The organism is Burkholderia latens, from assembly GCF_001718795.1.
In the GTDB taxonomy this organism is placed as follows: Bacteria; Pseudomonadota; Gammaproteobacteria; order Burkholderiales; family Burkholderiaceae; genus Burkholderia; species Burkholderia latens_A.
On the sequence record NZ_CP013438.1, the window covers coordinates 1,470,638 to 1,495,908 of the forward strand.

The following is a 25,271-nucleotide window of genomic DNA, read 5'->3' on the forward strand; positions in this document are numbered from 1 at the left end:
CGGGCTGCTCTTTTGTCTTTGACGATGGACTACAGGCGATTGGCGAAACCGCGCGACGCCGCTTGTTCGACCGATCAGAACATCGCGACGCGGTGCCGCGCGTGCGCGAACGTCGGATCGCTTTCGAGCGGCCGGTAGTTCAGCCGTTGCGACAGGTCGACCGCCGCGCCGCACACCGCTTCGACGAGCCGCTCCTTCTCGCCCGCCTCGCCGATCTCGGAGCGCGGCACCGTCGCGGTAATTGCCGCGACGATCGCGCCCGAATGGTCGCGCACCGGCGCGGTCACGGCCGAGATGCCGCTCTCGAACGCAGCCTCGCTGACCGCGTAGCCGAGCCGCGCGTACTGACGCACGCGCTCGTACAGTTCGTCGACCGTTCCCGGCGTGCGCTCGGTGAACTGTTCGAGCCGCTTCTCCGGATACAGCTGACGCAGCGCGTCACGCGTGAGATCGCCCATCAGCACGTGGCCGTGCACGGTCGCATGCGCGGGCAACCGCGTGCCGACGTGCACCTTCACCGAGCCGAACATCGACGTGTTGCTCTGCGCCTTTGCGACGAACACGACATCGCGCTGGTCGCGAATCAGCAGATGCGTCGACAGGCCAGTCGCGTCGCGCAGCCGTTCGAGCACCGGCGTGCCGAGGTCAGTCAGTTCGAGCGAGTTCAGGTATTCGAAACCGAGCCGCAGCACGCCGACGCCGAGCCGGAAATAACGGTCGCCGTTTACGCGCTCGAGAAAGCCGAGCGCCTCGAGCGTCTGCAGCAGACGGAATGTGGTCGTGCGCGGGATGCCGATGCGCTTGGACAATTCCGGCGCGCCGAGCACCGGCTCGCGCGCGGAGAATTCGGCGAGGATCCGCAGCCCGCGCTCGAGTCCCGGAACCAGATACGACGACCCGCCGCCCGACGATTCGTCGTCGGCCGCGCCGTGCTTCGGCGCGTCGTGGTCGGCGTCGTCGCCCGCTGTCGCGAGCGGCGCACTTGCCGGCTTCGCCGGTGGTTTCGATGCGCCGCTCATCGTTGTCTTGGCCATGTGCGCATGGACGGAAAGAAATCGTTCACGAGGTACCAGCGATGACTGATTATCGAATTTCGACCGGGCAGGATCAACAGGATCCGGCGGATGTGGCCGGCACAATGCACCGACGGAATAGTCTGGCGCGATTGGAAGGATAGCAGCGATAGACGGAGCTGCCCACCGGAACATGCCCGGCCACGACATCTGCGGCACGGCCCTCCGTCATGCCGCGCCGTCGCGCACCGGGCACCGGGCACCGGACGTCGTGTATCAATCCGAGACGGTCACTTCGACTCTGCGATTCCTCGCGCGTCCGTCGGGCGTACCGTTGTCCGCCAGCGGATCGGCGTCGCCCACCACACCGATATGCTGCGCAGGCACCCCGGCTGCGACGAGGATTTGCGCAACTTGCCGGACGCGCGTTTCGGAAAGCGCCTGATTGAAACCGGGGCGCGCCGGGCGGGCCTTCACGCTATCCGTGTATCCGGTGACGAGGAGGTTCGAGTCACGGCCCGACGCCGCGATTTCCCTGCCGACGGCCGCCACGATGGACGCGGCCCACGGCGCCACCGCCGCATCGCCGGGCCCGAACATGCTGCCGAGCCGAAGCGTCAACGCGCGTCGGCCGGTACCGCCGATCAACTCGACGTTGCCGGCCGCGATGTCGTCGCGAAGGCGTGCGGAAAGACTGGTGGCCAGCAGATCGAGCGACGACACCGGCGGACGGACGCGCTCCGCGCGGACCCAATGATCCACAGCGGCATAGCCGGCGGCCCCCGCCAGCAACGCAGCGACGAGTCCTCCGACGATTCGCAGCCGCGACCGACGCACACGTACCGGCCGCACCCACGGATCGACCGCACGCGCCCGCGTGCGTACCGTTTCGGCGACCGGATCGAAGCACAGGCCGCCCGTCACCACCGCGTCATGCACGCACGCGCGAATGTGTTGCAAGCGCTGTCGGCCGCCGCTTTCATGGCGATATCGGCCGCAGAAACCGAGATCGAGGATATTCTGGAACACCTCGATCAGATCGAGATGTTCGCGCGGGCTGCGCATCGCTTCGTCAATCAGCCGGAAGACTCGGTCGCCGCCCTGGCGATCATGGCCGAATGCCGCTGCCAAGCCATTCGTTTGCCACTCGGCGCCGGTTGCATCGCGTCGTCCCCATTTCGTCTGCATCGCGGCTTCGTCGAGCGCGGAGCACAGGTTGCTGGCGGCCTGGCTGCAGGCGTTCGGGGAACATATCAATCCGCAGTCCGATACCGGGAACCAGCGCGACGCAGCACTCGACATGCGAATGAATGCGCTGCAGGCACTTGCAGATCCGGATGGCCTACTCGCCGATGTACGCGAAATCGTCCTCGCGAAATCCACGCTGACCCGGCTGCAGGTTCGCGATGTCGAACGCGCATTTGCCGTTCCGCGGCCGGCCGATGCGCTCGCGCCCGAGTCCGTTGCCCAGCAGTTGCGCGATCTGCGTGACCGGCAACCGGCTGCCATGTCAGGCTTCGACGACGCAATCGCCTGCCTCGATGCGATCGACGCATGGAGCGCCCGACATCTCGAAGCGTACCGTCCCGACCTGTCGCCGCTGATCGGATTGCTAGCCAAGCTGAGCGTGCCGGCCGAGGCAACGGGGCACGAACCCGATGAAGAACCGTCCGGACCCGTCGAAACCGTCCCGCCAACCGAAGCGCCGACGAAACGTAACGCGACGGAGACGCCAGCTCCTGCAAACGCCGAACCGGCCAGCGTGTTCGATGCCGCGCCGGCCCGGCCGACGCCTGAACCTGTCGACCGCGAGGCGGCGCTTGCGTTGATCCGAATGGCCCGGATCTGGTTCGACACGCAGGAGCCGAGCAGCCCGATCCCCGTGTTGCTCAACCGAGCGGAACGGTTCGCCGGCAAGCGCTACGCCGAAATCGTCAAAGCAATTCCTCACGACTTGCTTGTGCAATGGGAAGAAGCGGACGACACGTGACAGCGGAGGGATGGTCCCTCCAGTTGAATACGCGCATCTATCGCTCGGACAATCGCCAGCGCGATCAGCACCTCGATCAGCGTGAATCCCGTAGCGGCGCCGGTGCGGCGCGGTGAAGGTCGATTCTGTCGTCGCACATGACCTGCGCTCTTGTCGATGAGTCGTCGCCGTTCGCCGCGCGCCGGCCGCGCGATGCATCGCGCATCGCCGGCACGGCGGACGCCGCGCATGCACGTTAAGCTGCGCGTAGGGCAAGTGCTTTCGGAAGGTGCGGACCATTTGTCGTGATCGACGCATGGCGCGGCCACGCCATCACGCAATGCGCGACCGCAAAGCCGGGGAAACGGAGAAAAACGGAAAGGAAGAAGAAAAACGGCCGGGAACGGACGATCACGCCGATCCGCGCACGGGATCGGCGCGGCGCGACGTCAGGCCGTCACGGCGTCGTCATACTCGGCACGGGCAAGCTGGCCGGCGGCATGCGCGTCGGCTTCGGCGGGGAAGCCGTCCGTGCTGAATGCGACGACTTTCACACCGACGCCGGACACCCGCTTCACCGTCAGCGCCCATTGCCATGCGCCGTCTTGTTCGAAGACGTGCAGCGAGGGTTCGAGGGATGAGTCCAGTACGGTCAAGAATTATGCTCCTGCGCTACGCGTCGCATCGGCAACGCGTCGTGCATGTCGAAAAGATGCGCCGGTTCGCGGCGCGTTTCAGCCATTCGACAGTTTAGTCAATGGTTGTTGCGACGCACCATCAGGGCTTACACCTGCCTATCAGAACCGGGTAGTCGATGAAATCCAACTGAAACCCTTGTGGCGCGGGCCTCGCCGCCGATTCCCCCGGCGTGCGCAGCACCTGTGCGTCAACGTGCCGCATGGACGAGCGCTTCAGCGGATCGGATAAAAAACGGGGCGCGCCACCGGGAGAGGCGAGCCTTCCGGCCGGCGCGGCTAGCGTGCCGCCTCCCCCGTCATTACTCGCCGAAAAGTCAGGTTGATCCGCTCGCCCTGCACCGCCGGCGCCTTGGGCACGCGGTGCTGCCACTCAGCCTGCGTACGGCCGCGCATCACCAGCAGGCTGCCGTGCGTCAACCGGTACGCGTGCACGACGCCGGTGGCGCGATGACGCAAGTCGAACACGCGCATCGCGCCGAGGCTCACGGACGCGATCACCGGCGCGTCGCCGAGCTCCGGCTCGTTGTCCGCATGCCAGCCGAGGCTGTCCTGCCCGTTGCGATAACGATTGAGCAGCACGCTGTTGAAACGCGCGTCGCAGGTCGCCTCGACCGCACGCTTAAGGTCGAGCACGGCCGGCGTCCACGGCGCGGGCACGTTGCGGATTCCCGAATACACGTAGACGGCGTCCGGCTCGCCTTGCCACGCTGTGAGCCGAGGAAGCGGAATGCGCCCGCGCGGCGTTCGGATCGTGTCCTGCCGCCACGCAACCTCGTCGATCAGCGCGGCCAGCATACGATCGGCCTCGGCCGGCGCGAGCCAGCCCGGGTACCAGTCCACGTCGGGCGCGGGCGTATCGGCGAAAAGATCGGGCGTCGACATGTCGGAATCGGGCAAGAGTCAACGAGACGGATGAACCATGTCTGCATGGTAGCCAACGGCGACGCGCGCCGCCATGCGCTGTCATTCCGTCGCGTCACACGCCCGAGCGCCCGGGCGCCCCGAATCGCCGATCGCGAGGCCGGTGCGTTTTCGCGCGCCACGCTATCATCGCGGCGTATCGCAACGCGCCCTTATCCAGGGCGCCGCGTTGTTCCGCAATGCCGGCTGGCACGACCCGGCCGATTTCTCCACGGACCCACCATGACCCTCTCCGATTCCGCCCTCGACCAGCTGTTCCTCACCGCACGCACCCACAACGCATGGCAGGACAAACCCGTCGACGACGCGCTGCTGCACCGGTTGATCGACCTCACGAAATTCGGCCCGACGTCGGCGAACGCGAGCCCCGCGCGCTTCGTGTTCGTCAAGTCGCCGGAAGCGAAGGCGCGCCTGAAACCGGCGTTGTCCGAAGGCAATCTCGCGAAGACGATGGCCGCGCCCGTCACCGTGATCGTGGGCATGGACTTCGCATTCCACGAGCACCTGCCGCGCCTGTTCCCGCACGCCGACGCGCGCAGCTGGTTCGCCGGCAACGACGCGCTGATCGAAGCCACGGCGTTCCGCAACTCGTCGCTGCAGGGCGCGTACCTGATCCTCGCGGCCCGCGCACTCGGCCTCGACGCGGGCCCGATGTCGGGCTTCGATGCCGCCAAGGTCGACGCCGAATTCTTCGCGGGCACCGCGATCCGAACCAACTTCCTCGTGAATCTCGGCTACGGCGATCCGGCCGGCCTGTTCCCGCGCAGCCCGCGCTTCGATTTCGACGATATCGCGCGCATCGTCTGACGCGCGCTAGCGGCCGCGTGCCAGCCGGATCAGCGTGATTTCGGACGGCACGCCGAAACGGTTCGGCGGCCCCCAGTAGCCGGTGCCGCGGCTGGTGTAGAGCCACATTTCGCCGAACCGGCTCAGCCCGCCGATCACCGGCTGTTGCAGGCGCACGAACGGCGGCCACGGCAGAAACTGGCCGCCGTGCGTATGGCCGGACAGCTGGACCGTGAAACCGGCGCGGCTTGCCGCTTCCGCGCTGCGCGGCTGGTGCGCGAGCAGGATCTTCGTGGCGACGTCGTGCGGCGCGCCCGCCAGCGCCTGCTCGGGGTCGCTGCGATGCGCGGGATCGAATCCGCCCGCCGTGAAATCCGTGACGCCCGCGAGCACCGCGCGCGCGCCGTCGTGCTCGATCAGCACATGCTCGTTGAGCAACACCTTCAATCCGATCCGCCGGAACTCGTCGATCCATGCATGCGCGCCGGCGTAGTACTCGTGGTTGCCCGTCACGAGGAAGCTGCCGTGCCGCGACTGCATGCGGCCAAGCGGCGCCGTGTGCTCGCGCAGCCGCTTCACCGGGCCGTCAACCACGTCGCCCGTCACGACGACGAGATCGGCGTCGAGCGCATTGACCGTGCGCACGATCCGTTCGATATAAGGCCGCTTGATCGTTGGCCCGACGTGAATGTCCGACAGTTGCACGATCGTCAGCCCGTCGAGCGCGGCCGGCAGTCCGTCGACCGGAATCGACACGCGCTTGACCGCCGCCGTGCGGCGCGCGCCGACGAATCCGATCGCGCTGACCAGCACCGCGCCCGCCAGCACACCGAGTGCCGTGTCGGATGCCGCGCCGCTCCAGGCGCCGTCATGCCCCGGATGCCGCCATGCAACGACGCCGAGCAGCACCAGATCGCGCAGGAACGTCAGCACCAGCAGCGACGAAAAGAAACCCATCGCGAGCGAGCCGGCCCAGCCGGCCAGCGTCGCGGCCCAGCCTTCGTCGAAGCGGCGCGAGAACATGCCGACCGGAATCAGCACGACGAAGCTCGCCAGCACGAGCGCCGCGAGCGTGCGCGCGAGCGGCGACGCGAAGGCGTCGGGAATGATCCGCAGCCCGACGTACAAGTGGAACAGCACGCCGATCGCAATGAAGCGGACAAAGAAACTTCGCATGGAACGTTCATCCTCGTTGCGGTACCGCTACCGCTTCCGCGCCGCGCATCGGACGAAACCGTGCGTCAGTTTCCGTCACGCGTCGCGCTATTCGCACGATGGTACACAGATACCGGGCGGCACGACGGATCGCGGCCGCGGCAAACGCACTGCGCGGCCGGAATGCGGATTCATCCGCGTTTGCGCTGCAATCCGGCATTCGACTCGCCGATTCCCGTTGCGTCGGCACGCAAATGGCGTCGACCCGGTTTCATCTGACGATTTTTTGCATGCAGACGGCAACTCTGCGACCGCAGGCGCTGGCAGAATCGCGATCGTCACCGACCATCCCGAGGCGCCGGCCGCGCGCCCGATGCGAGCCGCCTGCACGCGGGGCATCGCTGGCGATCCGCATCGCGCTGTTTTATGATCGGCTCCGTATCGCGGAATCGTCGTCGCGGCGACGGACCGCATTGCGCCGCGCCCGGCATTCACCTACAACGTCGAGCTCGTCACACATGAGAAAAACAACGTCGCGCGCGCTCCTGCGTGTCGCCGCCACACTGGCGCCAGCCCTGCCGCTCGCAGGCTGCGCGTCGCGCGGCGCACCGTCGTACGTCCTGTTCGGCGCGTATTTCCCGCTCTGGCTCGTCAGCGCGATCGTCGGCATCATCGGCGCGATCGTCGCGCACCGCGTGTTCGTCGCGACCGGCTGGGCCGCCACTGTCCCCTACCAGCTCGCCGTCTGCACCGCGATCGGCCTCGTGGTCGCCGTGATCGTGTGGCTCGCCGGCACGGGGCCGTTCGCATGAAGGCCGCCGGCATCGCCCGCCCCTCCACGAAAGGTCGCGTGATCGCGCTGGCGATCGTCGCGCTCGGCATCGCCGCGCTCGCGTACGCATACCACCGCACGACGGCCTACCCGTCCACCGACGACGCGTCGATCGACGCCGACGTCGTGCACGTCGCGTCGCCCGTCGGCGGACGCATCGTGCGGCTCGCGGTCCACGAAAACCAGCGCGTCGCGAAAGGAGACTTGCTGTATGAAATCGACCCGGTGCCGTACCGGCTGACGGTCGCGCAGGCGCAGGCCGATCTCGAGCTCGCACGCGCGTCGCTCGACACGCGCCGCCGGTCGCTGATCGGCGAGCGCTCGAACGCGGCCGTGGCCGCCGAGCAGGTCAAGCGTGCCTCGCAAAACTATGACCTCGCGACGCGCGACGTGAACCGGCTCGCGCCGCTCGCGGCGCAAGGCTACGTCAGCGCGCAGCAGTTCGACCAGGCGAAGGTCCGGCAGCGCGACGCGGCCGTTTCGCTCGCGCAGGCGCAAGAACAGCAGCGCGCATCCGCGCAGACGATCGGCGACGACGCCGACGCGATCGCCACGCTCCATGCACGCGAAGCCGCGCTCGCCCGCGCGCAGCACGCGCTCGACGATACGGTCGTGCGCGCGCCGCACGACGGGCTCGTGACGGGCCTGACCGTGCTCGCGGGCGAGACGCTCGCGCCGAACCAGTCGATCTTCACGCTGATCGATGCGAGCGAATGGTTCGCCGTCGGCAATTTCCGCGAAACGTCGTTGAACCGAATCGCGGTCGGCGAATGCGCGACGGTCTATTCGATGATCGACCGAAGCCGTCCGCTGACGGGCAAGGTCGTCGGCATCGGCGCCGGCATCGCGGACAGCGCGCGCATCAATCTGCCGCGCGCGCTGCCGATCGTGCAGAACTCCGTGAACTGGGTGCACGTCGCGCAGCGCTTCCCGGTGCGCGTGAAGCTCGACGAACCCGACGGCAAGCTCGTGCGAGTCGGCGCGAGCGCGATCGTCGAGGTCCGGCATGGCTCAGCCTGCCGCTGAGGTCCGCGCGCCCGGCCCGCGCGAAGTGCTGCGACTGCTCGCGCCGTTTCCGGGCCGCGCCGCGATGGCCGTTCGGGTCGCGCTGATCTGCGCGCTCGTCGTGCTCGTGACGAGCGGCTACGGCACGCCGGAAGCCGCGATCTCCGCCTACGTCGTGTTCTTCCTGAATCGCGCCGATCGCGTGACGAGCGTCGTGCTGGCGGCCGCGATGCTGCTGCTCGTCACGCTCGTGATCGCGCTCGTGGTCGGCGTCGCGATCTTCAGCATCGACTACTCGGTGCTGCGCGTCGCATGCATGGCCGTGCTGTCGGTCGCGCTGCTGTATCTGACGTCGGCCAGCAAGCTGCGCCCGATCGGCGCGATCCTCGCGATGATCGTCGGCTTCGGGCTCGACCAGCTCGGCCTCGCGCCGGTCGGCGAAGCCGCGACGCGCGCGCTGCTCTACGCGTGGCTGATGGTCGCGATTCCGGTCGGCGTCGCGATCGTCGTCAACCTGTTGATCGCGCCGTCGCCGCGCAAGCTCGCACTCGCGCAGCTCGCGACACGGCTGCGGCTCGCCGCGCGGCGGCTACGCGGCGACGACGACGCACGCGCGGCCTTCGACGCGAGCCTGCGCGAAGGCGACAAGCAGATGCTCACGTGGCTGAAGCTGTCGACGCTCGAAGGATCGACGCCGGCCACCGGCGCGCCCGCGCTGCGACACGCGATCGCATCGAGCACCGCGTTGCTCGTGGCGGTTGCGCTCGCCGACCGCGAGCCGGACGCACGCCTGCCCGCCGCATTCGCGGAACCGGCCGCGGCGACACTCGACGAGATGGCCGGCATCCTCGAACAAGGCGGCTATCCGGTCGACGTCACGCTCGCACTGCCGCCGACCGATACGCTGGCGCCGCTCGCGCGCGTCGTCGCGACCGATCTGCACGCGGCCATCACGCATTTTGCCGAGCCGCCACCGCCACTGCCGCTGCCCGCGACACCGGATGCACCGGCCGCGACCTCGACCGATGCATCGGCTTCGCCGGCGAAGGCGCCCGCCGCAGCGCCCGCGCCGCGCAGCGGCTTCTTCCTGCCGGACGCCAGCACCAATCCCGACCACATTCGCTACGCGCTGAAGACGACCGTCGCGGCGATGTTCTGCTACCTGCTGTATTCGCAGCTCGACTGGTCCGGCATCCACACCTGCTTCATCACCTGCTACATGGTGTCGCTCGGCTCGACGGCCGAGACGGTCGAGAAGCTCACGCTGCGGATCGCCGGCTGCATCGTCGGCGCGCTGATCGGCACCGCGGCGCTCGTGTTCGTCGTGCCGGCACTGTCGTCGATCGGCGAGCTGATGGCGCTCGTATTCGCCGGCGCCTGGCTGTCCGCGTGGATCGCATTCGGTTCGCCGCGCATCGCGTATGCGGGTTTCCAGGTCGCATTCGCATTCTTCCTGTGCGTGATCCAGGGCGCGGGCCCGGGCTTCGACCTGACGCTCGCGCGCGATCGCACAATCGGCATCCTGCTCGGCAACATCGTCGTGTATCTCGTGTTCACACGCATCTGGCCCGTCAGCATCGGCAAGCAGATCGACGTCGCACTCGCCGCGCTGCGCGACCAGTGGCGCCGTATCGTGCAGGTCGCGCAGCCCGCCGAACGCCGCACGCTCGCGGCGGAAGCCTTTGCGCGTCACGGCGCGATCGCGCAGGAACTCGGGCTGATCCATTACGAACCGTCGTGGGTCCGCCCGGCCGCCACGTGGCTCGCGACCCGGCGGCGCGCACTTGCGGAACTCGGCGCGCTCGAAGGCCCGCTGTTCCTGCTCGCCGAACGCACGCCGGGCGATGCGGCGATCGATGCACGGCTCGCGCGCGTGGTCGAACCGCGCGAAGGCGCCCCCGTTGGCGATGCCGCTTCGGCGCCGCCGTCGTCGCCGGAACGCGCAGCGACCGTGCCGGTCGCCACCTCCGCCGATCCTGCACGCGACGCGCTGCTGAACCTGATCGACACGCGGCTCGCGCACATTGCCGAAGCCGCGCGTCAAGCCACACCGATGGAGCCTGCCCCTCATGCGCGTCCCTGAAACGCCGGCCGCGTCGATCGCCGCCGCCGCGCTTGCAACCGCGATCGCGCTGACCGGTTGCGCCACGTCCTCGGTCGACCTCGCGCCCGAGGCGCCCGACCGTCCATGGCAGCCGCAAACGTCGGCCGCCGGCGACATCGTGCCGGCCCCGCCGCTTGCGTCCGCACAGCGCACGCCGCACGACTACACGTTGCCGGCCTCGCCCGCGCTCGCGTCGGTGCCGCCGCCCGCCGCACTCGATGCCACGCATCCATATACGCTGCCCGAGCTGATCGATCTCGCCGAATCGACGAATCCGCTGACCCGCATCGCCTGGAACGACGCGCGCAACGCGGCGCTCGCGGTCGGCATCGCGAAGACCGCGTATCTGCCGAACCTGTCCGCGACCGCGATGGGTGGATATCAGGCGAAGCACGGCTCGACGTCGACGATCCTCGGCGACTCGTCGAGCAACACGACCGTGCACGGCACGATCTCGGCGCTGTCGCTGCAATGGCTGCTGTTCGATTTCGGTGGCCGCGCGGCGCGCGTCGAGGCCGCCGAGCAGGCGTCGGTCGCGTCGAATGTCGCATTCACGGCCGTGCACCAGCAGGTGATTCACGACGTGACCGTCGCGTATTACCGGTACGAAGCCGCCCGCTCGCGCGCGGCCAGCGCGCGGCAGGGCCTGGCGAACGCGGACGCGATCCTCGCCGCGTCTCGCGCTCGGCTCAGGCAAGGCGTCGGCACCGTCGTCGAACTCGCGCAGGCGACGCAGAATCGCGCGCAGGCGAATCTCGCGCTCGTGCAAGCGAACGGCGCGGAAAGCGACGGCTACCTCGCGCTCGTCTCCGCACTCGGCATCTCGCCGCTGTCGAAGCCGTCGATCGCCGAGTTGCCCAAGCGCCCGCTGCCGCCTGCGCTCGCTTCATCGGTGGACGCGATCGTGTCCGACGCGATCGCGCGCCGCCCGGACCTGCAGGGCGCGTATGCGCTCGAGCAAGCCAACCGCGCGAAGATCAAGGCCGCGCAAGCCGCGTTCATGCCTAAGATTTTCCTGTCGGCGTCGACGTCCTATGCCAGCGGCGGCACGGCGATCACCGCGCTGCCCGCGATCGGCGACCAGGCGGCGACCGTGAACCTGAACGGCAGCCGCTACGGCAGTAGCGTGTTCGTCGGCGTGACGATCCCGTTGTACGACGGCGGCCTGCGCTCGGCCGTGCTGATGCAGGCGCGCAACGATGCGGAGAGCGCGTCCGCGCGCCTCACGCGGACCAAGGAGGAAGCGGTGCGCCAGGTCGTCGCCGCGCAGAACGCGGTGCAGACGAGCCTTGCGTCGCACGACGCGGCGAAGGCGCTCGTCGATGCTGCGCAGACGAGCTACGACGCGGCGCTCACCGCATATCGCAACGGCGTCGGCTCGGTGACCGATGCGACGATCGCGCAAAGCCAGTTGCTGGCGGCCCGCAACGCGGAAGTCGACAGCTACGCGGGCGCGCTGTCGGCCGCCGCGGCACTCGCGCTTGCCACGGGGACGATCGGCACGTCGCAGTAACCTTCGCCGTGCCGCACCGGCCGTTCGCGGCCGCCCGCCGGACGGGTTGACGCCCGCGCGGGCGGCCTACTAGAATGCCGCGCATTCTTCTATCAGGAACCATCGTGGACAGTTGCAGCACTTCGTTGCGTGCGCCGCTTGCCGCCTGAACGCCTGTCCGCCGCAGTTCTCCTGCCGCGGCTCGCGTCACGCGAGCCCGCACGCCGCCCGTTTCACACTGAATGACGCATTCGCGCGCTACAGTACCGCGCGATGACGGCCCTCGTGCCGCGCGCGACCTCGTGCGGCCGCGACGCGGGCCGGCATCCGCGCCTTGCACGGCAGGACACCCATGACTCTCGATTTCGCACTCCGTCTTTTCACCGCGTTCGCCTGTGGCGTCGCGATCGGCCTCGAACGCCAGATGCGGCAACGCACGGCGGGCTTGCGCACCATCACGCTCGTCGCAAGCGGCGCGTGCCTGTTCGTCACGCTCGGCGTGCTGACGGGCAACGGCGTGGCCGGCGTCACGCAGATCGCCGCGTACGTCGTATCCGGCGTCGGCTTTCTGGGCGGCGGCGTGATCATGCGCGACAAGGGCTCGATCCAGGGCATCAACACGGCCGCGACGCTGTGGTGCTCGGCCGCCGTCGGCGTGCTGGCCGGGTCCGGCCATTACGTGCCGGCGCTCGCCGGCACGGGCGTCGTGCTGCTCACCAACACGGTGCTGCGCGGCGTCAGCCAGGCGATCAACGCGACCCCCGTGTCGAACGCCGATCTCGTGCGCGAATACCAGATCACCGTGATCTGCCTGGCCGCCGACGAAGTGCACATCCGCACACTGCTGTCGAACTCGATGTACGCGAAACCGTTGTCGTTCCAAAGCCTGACGAGCGAGGACGTGCCGGAGCAGCCCGACCGGCTGAAGGTGACCGCGACGCTCAAGCTGCATCCGAAGGATCAGCAGAAACTTGAGCAGATTGCGAGCCGGATGAGCATGGAGAAGAGCATTTCCAGCGTGAGCTGGACCGCCAAGGAAGCCGAGCCGATGATGGAGTGAGCGGCGGCGGCGGCCGGCCCGCCGCATCCGGCCGCGCGTCAGGGCGTGTCGATGAGCCCGGCCGAGATCGCCTTGACCACCGCCTGCACCTTGTTGGTCGCCGCGAGCTTCTCGAGGATGTTGTTCACGTGGAAGTTGACCGTACGCTCCGAGATGCTGAGGATCTGGCCGATTTCGCACGCGGTCTTTCCTTCGGCCGTCCAGCACAGCACCTCGCGCTCGCGCGCGGTCAGCGTGACGCCCGCCTCGGGCGACAGCTTCGGCACCATGAAGCGGCTCATCAGCGAATGCGACAGGTTCGCGAGCCAGTTCGTCTGCAGCGTCAGCATGTTGATCTCGGCCGGCGTGAGCCGGTCGGCATGACGCGCGATGCTCAGCAAGCCGAACGCGCCGCGCGCCGCCCAGCTCGACTGAGCGACGCCCACCGACAGCCCGTAGTCGCGCGCGTCCCGCCACAGTGGGCATGGATCGATCCGGTCGACGTCCGGCCAGACGATCATGTTGGTGCTCAGTGCGCCGTCGCGAACCGTCGAGTCGATCTCGATATAGTTCTGCGCCTGATAGTGCTCCATCCAGCCGTTCGGATAGGTATTGAAGATCGCGACCGCCGGCTTCGACACGGGCAGCGGCACGCGAATACCGTAACAGCAATATTCGAAGCCCAGGCGTTTAGAATAGGCGGCGATCCGCTGGAAGAGCTGCTGCTCGTCTTCCGCGGCACTGAACTGTTGGTAGGCATCCTGCCAGCGCAATTCCATTCTTTCTCCGACAACGTCACGCTGTCATACCTGTCAGGTGCCAGCACCGGTTGGGGGCTGATACATTCCGCGCATGACTTCACCTTTGTTGCATCCGGTCCGCGGCCCGTCTCCGGACGGCTACGTGCGCCTTTCCGAAAGCGCACTGGCCGCGCTCGCGCTCGACCATGTCGCCAGCGGCCTCGATGCATCGCTGCTCGCGGAACTGCGCGACAGCGCCATCGACGCGCGCCTGGCCGGCTACACCGAATGGCATCGTCCTGCCAGTGCCGGCGTCGCATACGTGACGGTCGGCTGGGACTGGTATCTCGAGCGCGCGACGGGCGCGTTCGTGATCGCGGGCGGCGACGTCCGCAGCAACATCATGGCCGTCGACACCGCGGGCGCCGATCTCGGCATGTTCCGCACCGCTGCCGCGCTCATCGAGCGGCTCGGCTGTGTGGACTGGCCGGCGGCAGTCGCGTCGTCGCTTCTGGGCCGCGACGATGCCTATCATGCCGGTCCGACGCTCCAGTGACAATCGGGCGCAGTTTCGTCTGACATTTCCGCAAGACTGGCGGTCTTTATAAGCAAAACCCGCCCGTATTTCAATCCCACCGATCAAGAAACCGTTACCACCGGTCAAATCGCATCGACCGATGCGTCACCCTGTAAGAGTTACCAGTTACCGCCGCCTCGGGACGCGCGATGTAATGCGTGCATACCAAAGTATCGATCCGAGGACACCATGCGGACCTTCGTTCACGAGGAAGGGCGGTTGCCGTACGAACTTGCAGCGGATCTAGGGCGCTATCGGCGCCGTGTATTCGTCGAACAGCTCGGGTGGGCGCTTCCGTCGGCGAACGAAAGCTTCGAGCGCGATCAGTTCGATCGCGACGATACCGTCTACGTGTTCGCACGAAACGCCAGTGGCGACATGTGCGGGTGTGCGCGCCTGTTGCCGACCACGCGTCCGTATCTGCTGAAGTCGCTGTTCGCCGATCTGATCGCCGAAGACGTCGCGCTGCCGGAATCGGCTGCCGTGTGGGAACTGTCGCGGTTTGCGGCAACCGGCGACGAAAGCGGAGCGGGAAACGCCGAGTGGGCCGTCCGCCCGATGCTCGCTGCCGTCGTCGAATGCGCGGCGCAGCTGGGTGCGCGGCAGCTGATCGGCGTGACGTTCGCGAGCATGGAGCGGCTGTTCCGCCGGATCGGTGTGCACGCGCACCGCGCAGGGCCGCCGAAACAGGTGGACGGTCGTCTGGTGGTCGCGTGCTGGATCGACATCGATCCGCAAACGTTTGCTGCACTTGGAATCGAGCCGGGACGGGCCTCCCGGGAAGCCATCGCTGCCTGAGCCGGAACGCGCGTAGTCCGGCCGGGCGGCATCGTAACGAAGGAGAAATACCGTGGACCAGTCTCAGGTCTTTCGCGCGATGATGCCCGGGTTGACGAGCGCCGGCGGCGCCCGCATCGCGGTTGCGTACCCGTTGTATCCGCGGCCGCTGCCGCTCGTGCGGCTCGATCGCCGCGGGCTCGTGTTCCGCTCGGCCGGCGCGGCGCCGCTCGTGTGCGGGCTGCCGCGCGCGGCCACGCTGCTTGCAGCCGACGAGCCGCTCTGCTCGCTGCGTCTCGTGATCCGCGACGTCGCCCCCGTAGGTGACGGCCGGCACGATCTGACGATGCAGCCGTCGGGCGCAGCCGGCGACGAGTTGCTGTGGCACGCGCTACGCGAACGCGAGCCGTACCGGCGTATCCGTCAGCCGCTCGCGCCATTCGATGCGATCGTCGCATCGAATGGCGCGCAACCGTCTGCCGGCGACGCACCGCGTCCGTCGCGCAGTGCGGCGTTCCGTCTACGCTGCCACAGCGATGCGCTGTTCTTTGCCGACTGGCTCGAATATCACTTCGACGAGCTGCGCGCACTGTCGCAGCAGCACGGGCCGCAACTACAGCTCAACCAGCTGCAGCGGCAAGTGGCCGATGACGAGGTCGGCGTGCGTTTCGTCTACGACATCGACGGACACGCGGCGCGGCACGCGCTCACCGACTGCGCGCGCGAGGCCTGCGCGTGGATCGAGACGGAAATGCGCGACAAGTACGCGGTACCGGTCGCGCAGGAGCGGTTCGGTGCGCTCGCCGCACACGCGCGAGCGAGCGGAATGTGAAAGCGACGGCGGCGGCTGGCACGTTGGTTACCGCCGTTGTCGGGTACGGCGCGGGTTGCGTTGCGTTGCACAATTGCAACTAGGGCTTGCCAGCCCTCGGGTTTTCCCTTAAAGTTACATCCGTCTCCTCCATGTCTCCAAACATGGATTCAGCCCGCTCCAGTAGCGGGCTTTTTCTTGCCTGCGTGATTAATTAGGGCTGCATCGAAGCCCTCTTTCGCTCCTCGCACGGGCGGCCTCGCTCCCGCGATGTCTCATCGACGAACGGCTCGCGCGCAGCCGGTGTCGGCATTACCCCAACCCGTCGCCCATCTCGACAGAGCCGAATGCATGCGCTGCGACGCGTTCAACCTATCGGCTCTCCGCCCGATCGCCCAGCATCCGATGCGACATACGCACGCGCCGCCGCGGAGGGCTTCTCGCGCGAGACATCGATCAAATCGTGACAGGATGGACGTTCAAGGACGCGGACCGTTGCCGGGATCGTCCTGCAGAACGCGGAGTGGCGCTGAGGGGACGGGCACGCCCGTGCTGTTACGTGCTGACGCGGCCGTCGAGATGAACGCACGTTGTGCGCGTGACGAACACGACATGGTGTCGCAACGCATGTCCCTGCGGCAGCGCGGGATGATCGAAATCGCGCGTCGGCTGCCGCGCCATTCCGAGCCGCTGCGCAACCTTTAGGGATCTCGAATTCGCTGCGGCCGTCCACGCGAAGATCTCGCCGAGCTCGAGCCGGTCGAATCCGTCGGCCAGTGCAGCGGCGGCCGCTTCGCTCGCGTAGCCATGCCCCCACGATGCGCGCGCCAGACGCCATATGATCTCAATGCACGGCGCCATCGGGTGCTCGTCGCGAACTTCGCGCGACAAACCGCAGAGGCCGATCAGTGCACCATCGGCACGACGCTCGATCGCCCATACACCGAAACCGTTCGCATCGAAATGCGCTTCGAAGCGCGCGATGGCGGCTTCTGCCTCATCGACGGACATCGGCCCGCGCGCGAGCCACGCGGTCACATCGGGATCCGCATGCATCGCAGCCAGCCCGCCGGCATCGTCAGGTCGCCAGCGACGCAACGTCAAGCGTGCGGATTCGATATTCAATGGCCAGTTCTACCGTGATCGGGACATGCAGGAGATACGCGATGCGCGGAGCCGTACGCGCGCAATCTCGCAGCGAAGGAACAAGGCGGAACGCGCAGCGAAAGGACGCGTCAATCGCGATCGCCATCAGTGCCGGCCGGGAACATCGGTGGTCGCAACAACGGGCGACAGAAATTGAACGAAGCACGGCGCTTCGTTTCCCGCCGCAAGTTCGTCGAAGGAGCGCCCGACGCCCGCACACGTCGGGCGGCAGTCCGTCGAACGCTATTACTCGTTTTCCTCGAAGTAATGCCCGAACTTCACCTGCTTGGTCCGGATATAACGCTCGTTTTCCTCGCGCACGGGCACCGCAAGCGCCACGCGTTCGCACACGGGAATACCGTGCTTCACGAGCGTGTCGAACTTCTTCGGATTGTTGCTCATCAGTCGCACCGACGTCACGCCGAGGATCCGGAGGATCGCTGCGGCCGAGTCGTATTCGCGCGCGTCATCGGGCAAGCCGAGGTCGAGATTCGCCTCGACGGTGTCGCGCCCTTGCTCTTGCAACGCATATGCGCGGATCTTGTTGCTCAGGCCGATGCCGCGCCCTTCGTGACCGCGCAGATACAGCAGCACGCCGCGGTCTTCCGCCGCGATGTAACGCAGCGCGAGATCGAGCTGCTCGCCGCAATCGCAGCGGTACGAGCCGAACACGTCGCCGGTCAGGCATTCGGAATGAAGCCGCGTCAACACGGACTGCTCTCCGGTAACGTCACCCATCACGAGCGCGAGATGTTCGGCATCGCTGCCCGATACGCGAAAAGCGTACGACGTGAACGTACCGTAGCGCGTGGGCAGCGACGCGGTGGCGACGAGCGTCACGCACTCGTCGGCCTGGCCATTGCCCTGCGCGGGCGATTGGGGACGCGAAGACATCATGAATTCAGTGGAAACGATCAGGAATGTAGGAGTTGTGTGGATAGTGCGTGACCGGAGTTTACCGCTAATCTGGAAACGTCACGCGACTGCCGCCGCCGGCCCGGCTATACTGGGCCCGTCGGGTGCCGCGCATCACGCCCTGCCTTCCCTGCATCGTCCAGCACACGGAGAAAGCACATGAGCACGACTGTCGCGCAAATTCTCAAGGCCAAGCCGGACTCCGGCCGCACCATCTACACCGTCAAGAAAACCGATTTCGTCTACGACGCCATCAAGCTGATGGCGGAAAAGGGAATCGGTGCGCTGCTGGTCATGGACGGCGATGAAATCGCGGGCATCGTCACCGAGCGCGATTACGCGCGCAAGATCGTACTGCAGGAGCGCTCGTCGAAGGCAACGCGCGTCGATGAAATCATGACGTCGAAGGTGCGCTACGTCGAACCGTCGCAATCCACCGATGAGTGCATGGCGTTGATGACCGAACACCGGATGCGCCACCTGCCCGTTCTCGACGGCGGCAAGCTGATCGGCCTGATCTCGATCGGCGACCTCGTGAAAAGCGTGATTGCCGATCAGCAATTCACGATCAGCCAGCTGGAGCACTATATCCACGGCACGCCGGCCGTCACGTCCACCTGAGTGTCGCAGCAAAAAAGGCCCAAACGCGTGAGCGTCTGGGCGGTAAAGCCGCCGGAATGCGGCGACGGAGGTTCTGCTCTGCTGACGCAGACGCGCGCGGGTGGCGCGCGTCCGGTCGGTCACATACTGTGCTCGGGCAGACCCGGAGATGTTTAGTTGCCGAAGTACACGGAGTTCACGGGGTTCGGCGCTTCCCGCGTCATGCGGCGGCCCGACTGGCCTGCGCTCGTCGCGACCGCACCATAGCCGCTCGTGTCGGCCTGGGCAAGCGTCGGCTGGTTCGGCTGGATCCGTTGTTCTGCAGCCTGGATGTTCTGCGGATATTGCGCATCGCTTGCGAGCGGCTTGTAGCCGTTCTGTTCGAGTTGCGCGAGTTCCGCGCGCACCTGGTCGCGGGTCAAACCTTGCTCGGACTGCGCAAACGATGCGATCGGGGTGGCAAGAACGGATGCAGCGATCGCTGCGTAGATGATCGACTTCATGATGGACCTCCGAAATATGTTCTCTTTTGGCGTCGCTTCGGGCGGGACTGTCTGAAGCGATGGATCAAGTGTAGTGCTCGCGATACCAAGGGGAAACCCTTGGTTTGAACATACTGCGTTGCGTTTTCGGAAAAAATCGCCCGCCGATATCCCGCAAGATCACTATTACTTGAACCATTTTCAGAACAATGCCTGACGAAAGGCCGACAACCCGATTACCCATTCGGAAGGTTGTGTTGTAGAATCGTAAGGTTTTATTCGCCTGTCGATCTCTGTCCACCATGCACGCGCTCACGCCTTCGTCGGTTTCACCGTCCGGCCTCGCCGGCGCGGGCGCGCGCGCCGGCCATCCGGCGCACCCCTGCCTTCGACGCACGGCCCAGGCACCGCTCGCCCCTGCCCGGCGCCTGAACTGACGGCACGGCCTCCTTCCGGAGCCAGGTCAGACAGGCTCCGGGCGATCCCCATAGGCACGCAACGCCTGCCCCATGCCGATCATTTGGAGAACTGCCATGAAACAACGCCTTTACCAGTTGACCGAACTCGACGTCGCTCGTCTCGAGAAGCACGCCGAGCACAACCCGCGCTTTCAGGCGATGCTCGACACGCTGCTTGAGCGCGCCGATATCGTCCAGCCCGACGCCATCAAGGCGAACGTCGTCACGATGAATTCGCAGATCACACTGCTCGACGAAGCGTCCCAGGAACAGGCCACCTGGACGATCGTTTATCCCGATGCCGCCAACCTCGAGCTCGGCCGACTGAACGTCTTCTCGCCCGTCGGCATGGCGCTGCTGGGTACGCAACGCGGCCAGATGGTCAAGGTGATGCAGCCGAGCGGCGCCGAAAAGCTGATGAAGGTCGCCGAGATCGTGTTTCAGCCGGAAGCCAACGGCGAATATACGCGCTGATTCACCGCACAGCCGCACCCTGCCCCGAATGCGAAAAAGCGAGGTCCGTGCCTCGCTTTTTTTGCGCCCCCACGATCCGGATCGTCGGCTACGCATTTCACAGTCGAAAAAAAAAGGCGCCCGAAGGCGCCTTTTTGAGCTGCGAAGCTGGTTACCCAGCCGTCACGCTTAGAAGCGGTGACGCAGACCAACCGTTGCTGCGGTTTGGTTGATCGACGAGCTCGGCAGCGTGCTGACGTCGCCGTTGTAGATCGACGTGCCGATCGCGTTGCCCTTCGCGCCGCGCTGGTACACAGCTTGCGCATAGACGTCCGTGCGCTTCGACAGCGAGTAGTCAGCTTGCACGCCGAACTGGTTCCAGTGCGAGCTGCCACCGTCGATCTTCGTGTTCGTGTACGTGTACGCTGCGCCCAGGCCGAGAGCCGGCGTCAGGTTGTACTTCGCGTTGACTTCGTAGTTGTCGGTACGCTGCGTCGGAACGCCAGCGGCCTGGTTGTCGATACGCGATTGCGTCCATGCAGCACCGACTTGTGCCGGGCCGAATGCGTAGCCAGCACCAGCACCGTACGTGCGGATACGACCTTGCGAAGCAATGTTCGTCGCGCCGTTGGCGTTGGTACCGTCACCCAGGTTCGCTTGCGAGTACGCTGCACCCAGCTTCAGGCCTTGGAACTGGTACGACAGACCACCGCTGTACGCACGGTTGTTGCCGAAGTTCTGGTTGTTCGAGAACGAGTACGTGCCGCCGAATTGCAGGCCAGCGTAGTTAGCGCTCGTGAACTTGACCGAGTTATTCAGTGCGACGTCGCCGTTCGTGCTCAGACGGTCGTTGTTGCCATGGTGCGCGAAGTACGTGCCGCCCCACGTGCCCGTTGCCGTCAGCGGCGCCAGGTAGTCTTGCGTTGCATCGTATTGCTTGCCCAGCGTGACCGTGCCGTACTGGCTCGACAGGCCGACAAATGCTTGACGGTTGAACATGCCGCCGTTGTTGCCCAGCTTGCCGTTACCGATGCCGAAGCCGCTTTCCAACGTGAAGATTGCCTTCAGGCCGCCACCGAGGTCTTCCGAACCACGCAGGCCGAAACGGCTTTGGTCAATACCCGAGCCCATCGACCACAGCGACTTGCCGGCGACGTTGCTTTGGTAGGTGATGCCTGCGTCCAGCACGCCGTACAGCGTGACGCTGCTTTGCGCGTGAGCGACGGTAGCGAACGATGCTGCAGCTGCTGCAACGATCAGAGTCTTGTTCATTCGTGGAGCTCCCTTCTAAAAAGAGGCAGGTCTCGCGACCTTGTTCATAAACGGTCTGCAACCGCCCGGAAACGCCATCGGTCCTGCTGGCTGCGCCCGGATAGTTGCCCGTTTGGGAACCGTGAGTTTAGGGGTGTACCCTAGGGGAGCGATCTGCAAATAAAGAAATAAGCTTTTCCAGAACTAGAAATAATGAAAGTGGGGACGAGTTATAAGTATTTGTTTTGACGTATTTTTTTGACTTCTTGACGGCCGCTTTTTGTAGGCTTTCATCCCACCATTCTTTCATGTCATCGTCTTGACGGTTGCATAGAAACAACAAACGGAATCGTGGCAGCCGCCGAGAAACGGTAATTTTTACTTGGTTTAATCTCAAATAACGGGTACGGTCGCCTAAAAGCCGTGGCACGAACAGTAAACACGGGATCGCTCGGCCGCTGCCGCTTTCCGCAATCTTTCTGTGGTTCCCGCGGTTGGGAATCGCCCCCCGGAGTGCCACTGACGCGTCCCCGTCGTGACATGCAGTAACAGGCTTAACGAGGCCCGTAACCCGGCCCCAGGACCAGCAGGCTAATGTAAGGCCGCCTTCAGCACTTATATAAGAGGATCTGCATGAATCGACGCTTGTGGTTGCGCGCGATCGGACTGACCGCCGCTGTCGTCGGTACGGGCGGCTGGCTACACGCCGCCTCGGCCCAGCCCGTCCCACCGCCCGGATATCGGCCGCCCGGTACAGACCGGGGACCCGGCAGACCGCCTTATTCCGATCGTCCACGCTTCGCGCCACCGGCCCCGCGGCGCGATCGCCGGCCGCCGCCGCCGCGGCCGCACGGCTATGTCTGGGCCGACGGCTACTGGCGCTGGCAGCGCGGCCACTATATATGGGTGCCCGGACGCTGGCTCGCGCGGCGCCCGGGGCATAGGTGGGTGCCCGGCTACTGGCGTCGCCAGGGACAAGTGTGGGTTTACGTCGACGGCGCATGGCGATAGGCGAACAGTCCGCCACGCGCGTGCTGGCCCGATGGCACGGGCGGAACGTTCATGCTGGCCGGTCGCGCCGTTCGTCCGCGCGTTCAAAAAGACCCCGGACCCCCCGCGAATTCTCCGTAGTGCGACCGAGGGCGATCTCGTCTAACTGCCCGCGCATGTAATCGATTGGTCGGGCTAGCGCAGCGATGCGCTCGTCGATCTCTTCGGCGTGAAGGACGGCATGATCGTCGAACACCGGGACGTAACCCACGCAGCAACGGAAGAACCGCGAACGCGAACACGATGTTGTCGCCGCGCCCGCGCCTCGACGCGGCGGATCGAGGCAAGGATCCACGCCCCGCGTGACGGGCTGATTGAGCGCGTCGCGCGCGAGCGACGCTCAAGCGCCGGCCACGCGTGGTTCAGGCGACGCCGAGCGCGAGCACCTGCTCGGTCGTCAGCACGTCGCCGAACGTATCCGACAGCGCGGCCAGCGTCGCGCGATGGAGATCGCAGTGCGGCACCGTGCCGCCGGCGACGTCGAGGTCCCGCGTCGCGCACGCGTCGTCGACGACGATCACTGCGTACCCCAGCGGCACCGCATCGCGCGCCGCGCCTGCAACGCAGGCATGCGTCATCAAACCAGTGACGATCAGCGTGTCGATGCTGGCGGCTTTCAGGCGCTCGTCCAGGTCGGTCGTAGGAAACACGCTCACCGACGTCTTCTTCACGACCGCATGATGCGGCGCCGGCTGCAGGTCCGGATGGAAGCGGAAGCTGTCGCTGCCGTCGGCGAAAAGCAGGCCGTCGGCCGCACCGGCATGCTGGATGTGGAACACGGAAATGCCCGCACGATCGGCGAACGCGATCACGCGCTGCGCATTGGCTAACGCACGCGGCCCTTCCGGAATCGGCAGCCGGCCGCTGAAATATTCGTTCTGGAAATCGATCACCAGTAGCGCGGTGCGCGCGGCGTCGATCGACGTCGGCGCGCTCGCGCCGGCCAGGGTGCGGATGGTCGGATGTTGCATGAGTCGCTCTCTACTCCAGGTTGTGGCACATCGAACGGAACGGCGGTTCGGCAACAAATGCCGCCGTACGCGGCCCCGTGGCAGATTGCCGTTCGGGAACGGGCCTGCAGCGACCGCGAGGCGCCAGTGTCGTGCCGTGCAGCTCCGTGCGACAGCCGCCCGCAGGACAACGTCCGACAGAATCGGGCCAACCTGTACGCAGCCCGCGTGCGACAGTACGTCCATGTGCGCCTGCGGCCGTAGCACCCCATCATCACGAAACCGGGCGGACGGCCTCGCCCCCGCCACCGGCGGCCCGTTTCGCGTATTTCTTCACGGGCCGCATCGCGAAACCACGTTCACGCGAGCCCGTTCGCAAGCCGTCGCGCTTCCGACACGACGATGCCGCCGGCGGCTCTCCCGCTCGGCGGCACCGTGTTCCACGGCATCCTGTGCTCAGTACCCCTTAGGCTGAATCGCCGGCGCACCGACCGCGCGCGCCGCCGGCTTGCCGCCGCGCACGACAAAGCGTCCACGCGGGCCGTATACGCCATCCGCTTCCGGATACGCACTCAGCAGCACGAAATACAGCATGCCGCCGACCACCAGCGACACCGGCACGCTGAGGTCGAGTCCGCCGGCGAGATTGCCGAGCGGCCCGACGAGCTGGCCGGGCAGGTTTACGAACGACAGCCCGAGGAACGCGGCCGGCAGCCATGCCCCCATCGCGCGCACGTTCCAGCCGTGCGTGAACCAGTAATGGCCGCCGCGCAACCCGCGGTTGAACACCTGCAAGTCATCGGCAAGATAGAAGCCGCGGCGCGTCACGTAGCCGATCACCATGATCGCCATCCACGGGCAGCTGAACGTGTCGATCAGCGTCGAGAACGTTGCGACGCTTTCGACGAGGTTGAACCAGAAACGGCCGATGAAGATGAACGCGATCGCGAGCGTGCCGATCAGCAGCGTCGCCCGCACGCGGTTCAGCCAGCGCGGGAACATGCTCGACACGTCGAGGCCTGTGCCGTATAGCGCCGTCGTGCCGGTCGACATCCCGCCGATGATCGCGATCAGGCACATCGGCAACAAGAACCAGCGCGGCGACACCGCGAGCAGCCCGCCGACGTAATCGTTCGATGCAATGAACGCGGGCGCCTTCGATGCGATGATCGTCGCGGTCGCGAGGCCGAAAAAGAACGGCACGAACGTCGCGATCTGCGCGGCGAACACGGCGCCCATTACGCGCCGCTTCGGCGTGTGCTGCGGAATGTAGCGCGCCCAGTCGCCGAGCGTCGACGCGAACGACACCGGATTGCTCAACGCGACCAGCACCGCGCCGACGAACGCGGCCCAAAAACCCGCGCTGCCCGGGTTCAGCGTACCCGCGTAGTTCATGTCGAACGTCCCGGCGAACGCGAACAGGCCCGCGACGAACAACAGGCTCGCGGCCCACACGGCGACCTTGTTGACCAGCAGCATGAACCTGAAGCCGTAGATGCAGACGATCAGCACGAGCACGGCGAACGCCAGGTATGCAGCGCCGAGCGTGAAGCCGTTGACCGGCACGCCGACCAGGTCGTGCGCGCCGCCGACGAGCGCATCGCCGGAACTCCACACCGCGAGCGAGAAGAATGCGATCGACGTGAGCAGTGCAAGGAACGAGCCGACGATCCGGCCGTGGATGCCGAAATGCGCGCCGGACGATACGGGGTCGCTTGTGCCGTTGCGCGGACCGAACAGGCTCATCGGCGCAAGAATGCAGGTGCCCGCGAGCACGCCGAGCACGATCGCGGCGACGCCCGCCTTGAACGACAGCCCGACCAGCACGGGAAAGCTGCCGAGCACCGACGTGGAAAACGTATTGCAGCCGCCGAACAGCAACCGGAACAAATCGATCGGACGCGCATGGCGCGATGCGTCAGGAATGCGCTCGAAACCGAACGATTCGATTTGCGTAATTCTGCCTTCACCCATTTGTCTCCAACTCCTCTGGTGCGTCGGTACGGCGGCTACTGCGGCCATACGACACATCGTCATTGATTCGCGG

The 25,271-nt window shown here is 66.3% G+C and carries 27 protein-coding genes; 14 read left to right on the plus strand and 13 right to left on the minus strand.

The features are described 5' to 3' along the window. Positions 1-74: 74 nt before the first annotated feature. Positions 75-1,034: an IclR family transcriptional regulator gene (locus tag WK25_RS25865; protein WP_040140241.1), complete on the minus strand. Its 960-nt coding sequence runs from the start codon at positions 1,032-1,034 to the stop codon at positions 75-77. A gap of 255 nt (positions 1,035-1,289) precedes the next feature. After that, a complete protein-coding gene (locus WK25_RS25870; protein WP_236857839.1) occupies positions 1,290-2,201 on the minus strand; it encodes a DotU family type IV/VI secretion system protein in 912 nt (303 codons plus the stop codon). A gap of 28 nt (positions 2,202-2,229) precedes the next feature. Here WK25_RS25870 and WK25_RS25875 point away from each other — a divergent pair, with 28 nt between their 5' ends. Further along, a complete protein-coding gene (locus WK25_RS25875; protein ID WP_167432661.1) occupies positions 2,230-3,003 on the plus strand; it encodes an ImpA family type VI secretion system protein in 774 nt (257 codons plus the stop codon). Here WK25_RS25875 and WK25_RS30880 read toward each other — a convergent pair. The 3 genes from WK25_RS30880 to WK25_RS25885 all read right to left on the minus strand — a co-directional run bounded on the left by WK25_RS30880 (position 2,961) and on the right by WK25_RS25885 (position 4,562). Continuing rightward, positions 2,961-3,233 (minus strand): prepilin-type N-terminal cleavage/methylation domain-containing protein, encoded by a 273-nt coding sequence (locus tag WK25_RS30880; protein ID WP_226208948.1) that lies wholly within the window; start codon positions 3,231-3,233, stop codon positions 2,961-2,963. The genes WK25_RS25875 and WK25_RS30880 overlap by 43 nt on opposite strands. A gap of 198 nt (positions 3,234-3,431) precedes the next feature. Next, positions 3,432-3,638, minus strand: a complete 207-nt coding sequence (locus WK25_RS25880; protein ID WP_040140242.1) for a hypothetical protein — start codon at positions 3,636-3,638, stop codon at positions 3,432-3,434. Positions 3,639-3,956: 318 nt separating this feature from the next. After that, a complete protein-coding gene (locus WK25_RS25885; RefSeq protein WP_059547338.1) occupies positions 3,957-4,562 on the minus strand; it encodes an alpha-ketoglutarate-dependent dioxygenase AlkB family protein in 606 nt (201 codons plus the stop codon). Between the two features lie 261 nt (positions 4,563-4,823). On the opposite strand from WK25_RS25885, the gene WK25_RS25890 reads away from it, so the two are divergent. Beyond that, entirely contained in the window at positions 4,824-5,408 is a 585-nt protein-coding gene (locus WK25_RS25890) for a malonic semialdehyde reductase (RefSeq protein ID WP_059774236.1), read from the plus strand. Between the two features lie 6 nt (positions 5,409-5,414). On the opposite strand, the gene WK25_RS25895 is transcribed toward WK25_RS25890, so the two are convergent. Then, entirely contained in the window at positions 5,415-6,563 is a 1,149-nt protein-coding gene (locus WK25_RS25895; RefSeq protein ID WP_069243124.1) for a metallophosphoesterase, read from the minus strand. Between WK25_RS25895 and WK25_RS31445 the strand changes: the two genes are divergently transcribed. From WK25_RS31445 to WK25_RS25920, 6 genes are all read left to right on the plus strand, one after another. Continuing rightward, a complete protein-coding gene (locus tag WK25_RS31445) occupies positions 6,562-6,972 on the plus strand; it encodes a hypothetical protein (protein WP_156789102.1) in 411 nt (136 codons plus the stop codon). The two genes, WK25_RS25895 and WK25_RS31445, sit on opposite strands and share 2 nt — an antisense overlap. An 88-nt stretch (positions 6,973-7,060) precedes the next feature. Then, the gene (locus tag WK25_RS25900; RefSeq protein ID WP_040140249.1) at positions 7,061-7,354 is read left to right on the plus strand and encodes a hypothetical protein; all 294 of its coding nucleotides are present in this window, start codon (positions 7,061-7,063) and stop codon (positions 7,352-7,354) included. Next, positions 7,351-8,400, plus strand: a complete 1,050-nt coding sequence (gene mdtN, locus WK25_RS25905) for a multidrug transporter subunit MdtN (protein WP_069243125.1) — start codon at positions 7,351-7,353, stop codon at positions 8,398-8,400. Before WK25_RS25900 ends, mdtN begins: the two co-directional genes overlap by 4 nt. Beyond that, a complete protein-coding gene (locus WK25_RS25910) occupies positions 8,381-10,462 on the plus strand; it encodes an FUSC family protein (RefSeq protein WP_069243126.1) in 2,082 nt (693 codons plus the stop codon). The genes mdtN and WK25_RS25910 overlap by 20 nt, the downstream gene beginning before the upstream one ends. Further along, positions 10,449-11,996 (plus strand): TolC family protein, encoded by a 1,548-nt coding sequence (locus tag WK25_RS25915; RefSeq protein WP_069243127.1) that lies wholly within the window; start codon positions 10,449-10,451, stop codon positions 11,994-11,996. Before WK25_RS25910 ends, WK25_RS25915 begins: the two co-directional genes overlap by 14 nt. A gap of 331 nt (positions 11,997-12,327) precedes the next feature. Beyond that, complete coding sequence (locus WK25_RS25920) at positions 12,328-13,035, plus strand: MgtC/SapB family protein (RefSeq protein WP_040140256.1); 708 nt, start codon at positions 12,328-12,330, stop codon at positions 13,033-13,035. Between the two features lie 38 nt (positions 13,036-13,073). Here the strand turns inward: WK25_RS25920 and WK25_RS25925 are convergent, their stop codons facing one another. Next, positions 13,074-13,793 (minus strand): autoinducer binding domain-containing protein, encoded by a 720-nt coding sequence (locus tag WK25_RS25925; protein ID WP_040140258.1) that lies wholly within the window; start codon positions 13,791-13,793, stop codon positions 13,074-13,076. Positions 13,794-13,866: 73 nt separating this feature from the next. Between WK25_RS25925 and WK25_RS25930 the strand changes: the two genes are divergently transcribed. From WK25_RS25930 to WK25_RS25940, 3 genes are all read left to right on the plus strand, one after another. Next, positions 13,867-14,310 carry a DUF4902 domain-containing protein gene (locus WK25_RS25930; RefSeq protein ID WP_040140260.1) on the plus strand — a complete coding sequence of 148 codons (444 nt, stop codon included), beginning with the start codon at positions 13,867-13,869 and terminating at the stop codon, positions 14,308-14,310. A gap of 210 nt (positions 14,311-14,520) precedes the next feature. Next, entirely contained in the window at positions 14,521-15,129 is a 609-nt protein-coding gene (locus WK25_RS25935) for an acyl-homoserine-lactone synthase (RefSeq protein ID WP_040140262.1), read from the plus strand. Positions 15,130-15,181: 52 nt separating this feature from the next. Further along, positions 15,182-15,940 (plus strand): hypothetical protein, encoded by a 759-nt coding sequence (locus tag WK25_RS25940; RefSeq protein ID WP_069243128.1) that lies wholly within the window; start codon positions 15,182-15,184, stop codon positions 15,938-15,940. Between the two features lie 534 nt (positions 15,941-16,474). On the opposite strand, the gene WK25_RS25945 is transcribed toward WK25_RS25940, so the two are convergent. Further along, positions 16,475-17,023, minus strand: a complete 549-nt coding sequence (locus tag WK25_RS25945; protein ID WP_236857840.1) for a GNAT family N-acetyltransferase — start codon at positions 17,021-17,023, stop codon at positions 16,475-16,477. A 288-nt stretch (positions 17,024-17,311) separates the two neighbouring features. Continuing rightward, positions 17,312-17,962 carry a GTP cyclohydrolase II gene (gene ribA, locus WK25_RS25950; protein ID WP_040140267.1) on the minus strand — a complete coding sequence of 217 codons (651 nt, stop codon included), beginning with the start codon at positions 17,960-17,962 and terminating at the stop codon, positions 17,312-17,314. Positions 17,963-18,139: 177 nt separating this feature from the next. Here ribA and WK25_RS25955 point away from each other — a divergent pair, with 177 nt between their 5' ends. Continuing rightward, on the plus strand, positions 18,140-18,601 hold the full coding sequence (locus tag WK25_RS25955; RefSeq protein WP_040140269.1) for a CBS domain-containing protein: 462 nt from the start codon (positions 18,140-18,142) through the stop codon (positions 18,599-18,601). Between the two features lie 152 nt (positions 18,602-18,753). On the opposite strand, the gene WK25_RS25960 is transcribed toward WK25_RS25955, so the two are convergent. Beyond that, positions 18,754-19,083: a DUF4148 domain-containing protein gene (locus WK25_RS25960; RefSeq protein ID WP_040140272.1), complete on the minus strand. Its 330-nt coding sequence runs from the start codon at positions 19,081-19,083 to the stop codon at positions 18,754-18,756. A gap of 512 nt (positions 19,084-19,595) precedes the next feature. On the opposite strand from WK25_RS25960, the gene WK25_RS25965 reads away from it, so the two are divergent. After that, positions 19,596-19,994, plus strand: a complete 399-nt coding sequence (locus WK25_RS25965) for a GreA/GreB family elongation factor (RefSeq protein ID WP_040140274.1) — start codon at positions 19,596-19,598, stop codon at positions 19,992-19,994. A gap of 168 nt (positions 19,995-20,162) precedes the next feature. Here the strand turns inward: WK25_RS25965 and WK25_RS25970 are convergent, their stop codons facing one another. Next, entirely contained in the window at positions 20,163-21,245 is a 1,083-nt protein-coding gene (locus WK25_RS25970) for a porin (RefSeq protein ID WP_069243130.1), read from the minus strand. Positions 21,246-21,857: 612 nt separating this feature from the next. On the opposite strand from WK25_RS25970, the gene WK25_RS30895 reads away from it, so the two are divergent. Next, a complete protein-coding gene (locus WK25_RS30895; RefSeq protein WP_083253084.1) occupies positions 21,858-22,235 on the plus strand; it encodes a YXWGXW repeat-containing protein in 378 nt (125 codons plus the stop codon). A 401-nt stretch (positions 22,236-22,636) separates the two neighbouring features. Here the strand turns inward: WK25_RS30895 and WK25_RS25980 are convergent, their stop codons facing one another. Both WK25_RS25980 and WK25_RS25985 read right to left on the minus strand, forming a co-directional pair. Further along, positions 22,637-23,245, minus strand: coding sequence for a cysteine hydrolase family protein (locus WK25_RS25980; RefSeq protein ID WP_069243132.1), 609 nt, complete (start codon positions 23,243-23,245; stop codon positions 22,637-22,639). Between the two features lie 435 nt (positions 23,246-23,680). After that, positions 23,681-25,198 (minus strand): purine-cytosine permease family protein, encoded by a 1,518-nt coding sequence (locus tag WK25_RS25985; protein WP_069243133.1) that lies wholly within the window; start codon positions 25,196-25,198, stop codon positions 23,681-23,683. Positions 25,199-25,271 lie beyond the last annotated feature (73 nt).